Here is a 4750-nt window from a genome sequence, read left to right on the forward strand (position 1 = left end):
TGAACAGTTCCAACGGATATTAGCATCTTATCAAATTACCTTTAGCATGAGCCGAGCAGGAAATTGCTTAGACAATGCCGTGACTAAGCGATTTGGTAGTTTGGTACTGCGTTATCCACTTGTCTAATGCTGATTTGGTGAGGTCATACTCTGCGACGATATCCGCACGTTTTTTACCATTTTGATATAGCATAACCATTTGTTTTTTGAACTCGTTAGTAAAGCTACGTTTTGCTCTTCGCGATGAATCGATTGCCATTGTTGTCATCTTTTTTATTTTTAGTTTATCATAATAATGGCCTTATAAAACTGGTACTAATTAGTGTAGCCTATCCAAGTAAAATATAGTAAATTAATATTTTTAAAATATACTGTAGCATATAATAACCAGTCCAAAAAATATTCATTTTTGAATTATTTGTTTCCTGTTCAATTTAAAAATGAATAGTAATTATAGTTTAATAAATTGCCTACAAAAACTGGAGAAAATCGCAAAGTGCACAAACCAATAGAGGACAAAAATAACTACTTAGCCTCTCTCAATACTTGCAAAAAAATTGCTAGACAAGAATATGATGTTGTTCAGGGATATTTCGCGCAATGTGATAATATTATTGATGAGCTGAATAAAAAATTACATTATGTGATTGACTCTGCTAGCCAAGCATTATTAGAGAATAAAATAGTTGAAGATGGTCTGACTGATATACGACAAAATCTTAATATAGACTATAGAAAGCTTCTATTGAAACGAAATACCAATCTTGCTAAGCAGAAAAAAAATCTTGATTACTTCAGTGTTATGTTATTTGGTCGAACAATGGCGGGAAAGAGTACTGTTCGCGAGGCTATCACTCGAGGGAATGGTCAGACTATTGGTAAAGGAGTGCAAAGGACAACGCGCGATACTAAAGAATATTACTGGAATAACTTGAGGATAATCGATACTCCCGGCTTTGGAGCCTATAATGGCCATGAGGACTCACATATTGCCCGAGAGATTATTGAGCAGTCAGATATCGTGCTATTTATGCTCAATAGCGATAGCATCCAAGAGTCGACTTTTGTTGAACTTGAATATGTTCATAGGCTAAATAAGCCCTTAATATTTGTGTTGAACATCAAAAAGGATCTGGAAAATGATGGTAACCGTCGACGTGCATTGAAAAACCCTGAAAAATATATTTTTAAAGAGGAAGATATTCAAGCTCATACTGATCGATTAAAGATCCTTGCTACCCGTGCGGGCATTAATCCAAGCACAGTTCAAATTATTCCAATTCATGCTCAAGCCGCATTCTTAGCAACTACAGCTCAGGACGAAGAGGCTTCTCAATTACATGAATTGAGTAGAATAGATATAGTCCTTAGTGCTCTTATTGAAGAAGTGGAAAGTAACGGACCGATCCGTAGAGTTCAGACATTTCTTGACTCGAGCCTTCATCATATCGATGAACAATATTTACTCATCCTAAATCAAAAAGATCACTTTACTAAGCTCTTGCCACAGTATGAAAATAGCCTTACTCGTATTCACCAATGGAAGGTAAAAACTCTTCGTGATGTGCCAAGATTGCTCTCAACGGAGGTAGATCTTGCGTTTAATCCACTAATTGCCTCTGTGGCGGATTTTGTTGATGATCATATTGAGGACAGTAATGCAGCAGAAGCCTGGGACTGTCATTACAATAGCTTTAAAATTACAGAAAAGATTGAGCAATCGGTGAGGGCTTTGGCAGAACAGGTGATGATGGATCTTTATGATTTTAATCGAGAAATGAATGAGGGGCTGGATATTACCTTATCTTTTGAAGTTGCCCACAATGGGCAGTGCTTCACTGAGTTTGATTTTAAGCGTATAAATGGTTGGGGATCTGCTATAGCTGGAGTTGTAAGCGCAATCGCCTTTTTTAATTCTTGGAATCCTGTGGGCTGGCTAGCATTTGGTATTACTGCAGTGTTCTCAATATTTTCATTTTTTTCTGATAGTCGTGCTAAAAAGCTAAAAGAATCTAAGTCTAAACAGCGTAAGAGTTTACTTGATGATATAGAAACAAGTAAGAAAAAAATAAAGAACAATTTGGAAGATTGGTTTGAAACACATATCCATCGAACCATTATTATACCTGCAGAAAATAATTTATCTCTTCTTTGTCAGTCCCTAAGTGAATTCATAAACGTGTTAGATAGAGCTGATAATCAACTCTATATTTTGAAGCACGAGATTAATTCCCGTCTACTAGATCAAGTCGCTTACATGATCACAAAGCAACATTTTTCCCTACCAAGATTCATCAAAGTGGTGAGAGTCCCTGGTTATGCTTGTTACTTTTTGGTCTCGGATTATTTCAAGAACACTGAGCTTCTTATGGTTATGAGTAAAGCCATGGGAGAAAAAATAATTGCAGTGTATAACACCAGCTTAGATAAAAAAATTTTCTATCTTTATAAGGGGCTTGTAGAGAAGGTTGAACTTTCGGATCAGGATAAAGTGTCTATTTTTACTAAGAAGGAGAATATTAATAAAATCATTGGAAAAGACCATCGCCGAATCAAGATGGTAGCCGCTTTTTGCTCTTGTAAGATAACTCTCAACATAATTTAAGGAGGAGTCATGAAGGAAATTAGTTACATTATTCTTAAAGAAAAAGTCGAAAACCTTTATCAGCGTTGTAATGAGTTATGGAATACTGGTAGTTCCACCGCAACAGCCACAGAGCTTGATATTAATTTGTCTTCTTTGAATCTTGTTTTCGCTGGACAGTACAGCGCTGGTAAGTCCTCTTTAATTAAAATGTTGACTGGTATTGATAGCATCAAAGTTGGAGCTGGTGTAACAACAGATGTGGTTACTGAATATCAGCATAAATCATTAAATATCTGGGATACTCCTGGAATTCTCGCTGGTGAGTGTGAGCAACATGATATAAAAGCTCTTGAAGCCATATCGAAAGCAGACCTATTGGTATATGTAATTACCAATGAACTTTTCGACAATATCGTAGGTGCAGCCTTCCGTGACCTCTGCTTTAATCAAGGTCGTGCAAAGGACATAATGATTGTCATCAATAAGTTTGAAAGCGACTCGGCTGATAAAGAGACAAAGATATTGGGCATCACGCAAGTGCTTGAACCAAAAATTCCAGAAGACTTCCCTATCGTATTCACTGATGCGCAGTCATTCTTTGATGCTTTAGATGAGGAAGACGAGCAAGAACGCCAAGAGCTGTTGGCACTTTCTAATGCTGAAGGGTTCATAAAATCTATTGATGATTTTGTCGCGCAACGTGGCCTATACGCTAGATTAACGACGCCACTCCAACAACTTCAAGTCAAACTGGAGTCCAAAATTGACGAGCTAACCATTTCTGACCCACTACAAAAGGGTATAGTTAGCCTGCTCACTCAAAACAAACGTATTTTCCAAACTAACAAGCGTGATCTGATAAAAAAAATCGGAGCATATTTAGACAAACTTAATGGTCAGATTATTGAGCATGGAAATAGGCTTGCTGACGCTTTAGGGGGAGAGCAGGAAGAGTTTGAAAAGGTACAGGACAACTCAATTTACGAATGTGAGCAACTCATAAATTCTACTTTGAGTGAGTTACAAATGACTGTAGGCGAGTGCCTATCAGATCTTGAAGCTGAGTTAGTCGAGTTGGCGAATAGCCCTGCTAGTTTGAAGATCTTTGAAGCTCTAAAAGCGGCAAAGAGTTTTAATCCTGAAATTGAACAAGGCAAAGTTGATAGTGTCTCTATGGACGACCCCTTGAAACTTAACAGTGCTCTCAGTCAGAGTATGACAAAATCTGCAGAGAAAGGATTCTCTTTCCTTGCAAAAAGCGCTATTGGTGATGCATCTAAAACAGGCCTTAAATCAGTTTCGGGTAGTGCATTACACAGCACTATTAAAGAGATAGGTAGTTTCTTTGGCTACAAGTTCAAAGCTTGGGAAGCATTAAAAATAGCGGATAAAATCGGAAAAGGTGCAAAATTTCTAGGTCCAGCTATGGCTCTTCTTGGGGTAGGAATGCAAATATATGATGATTATCAACAGTCCGAGTATGCAAAAGAGATGCTTAAAGTAAAACGGGAGATTCGTAAGAACTTTAAAGAATACAGCGATACCGCTTGTAAGAGTATCGACGAAAAGCTTGATAAATTGCTAGATATCGGCTTTAATCTGCCTCTCAAAAATATCGATGAGGCCCTTCATGAAATACGTTCACAATCTGAAAATAAATCAGATAGTGTCAATGCATTGCGTGTTCAACTAAATGAGATCATAAATTTACGCTACGAAATTCAAGCCATGTATTGATATTTCTGAGCGAAATTTTAATATACATCTGACAGCAAATCGTTTAGCAATACGGATTGATCTACCCTCGCTTTAGTAGAGGGTTATTTTAACATTATTAAGGAAACTTTCTATATGAACTAAAAACAAAAGATTAATCCCTTGTTTTTTTGAGCTATATTTGTTATTATTTATAGCAGGTTACATATAAAGTTCGAACCTCGTTTCCCACTCCAATTTATGTTTTTAACATGTAAGAACGATCACTATCGAGAATTGTCTCTACATAGCATTGTAATTTTGTTAAGAACTCAAAAAATAGTACTTTTTACTATTAAAATCACTTCCGCTTTTATCATAAAGTGTAGTAGCTCAAACTTAACCTGACAGACACCTATTACTCATCGGTTTTCATTTTAACAAAATGCGTGTCCGATGAGCAAAATA

General features: G+C 36.7%; 3 protein-coding genes. 2 read left to right on the forward strand and 1 reads right to left on the reverse strand.

Annotated elements, in window-relative coordinates; genetic code table 11:
• Positions 1-67: 67 nt before the first annotated feature.
• The gene (locus GQ589_RS12605) at positions 68-268 is read right to left on the reverse strand and encodes a transposase (protein WP_370519443.1); all 201 of its coding nucleotides are present in this window, start codon (positions 266-268) and stop codon (positions 68-70) included.
• Positions 269-466: 198 nt separating this feature from the next.
• Between GQ589_RS12605 and GQ589_RS11185 the strand changes: the two genes are divergently transcribed.
• Entirely contained in the window at positions 467-2605 is a 2139-nt protein-coding gene (locus GQ589_RS11185) for a GTPase (RefSeq protein WP_237399227.1), read from the forward strand.
• A gap of 9 nt (positions 2606-2614) precedes the next feature.
• On the forward strand, positions 2615-4324 hold the full coding sequence (locus GQ589_RS11190; protein WP_160426236.1) for a LeoA/HP0731 family dynamin-like GTPase: 1710 nt from the start codon (positions 2615-2617) through the stop codon (positions 4322-4324).
• Positions 4325-4750 lie beyond the last annotated feature (426 nt).

Origin of the sequence: Gilliamella sp. Pas-s27 (assembly GCF_009795865.1) — a bacterium.
Lineage (GTDB): Bacteria > Pseudomonadota > Gammaproteobacteria > Enterobacterales > Orbaceae > Gilliamella.

Excerpts from the sequence above, each read along its gene's own strand:
- GQ589_RS12605 (WP_370519443.1), bottom strand. The coding sequence starts at position 268 with ATGACAACAATGGCAATCGATTCATCGCGAAGAGCAAAACGTAGCTTT.
- GQ589_RS11190 (WP_160426236.1), top strand. The coding sequence starts at position 2,615 with ATGAAGGAAATTAGTTACATTATTCTTAAAGAAAAAGTCGAAAACCTT.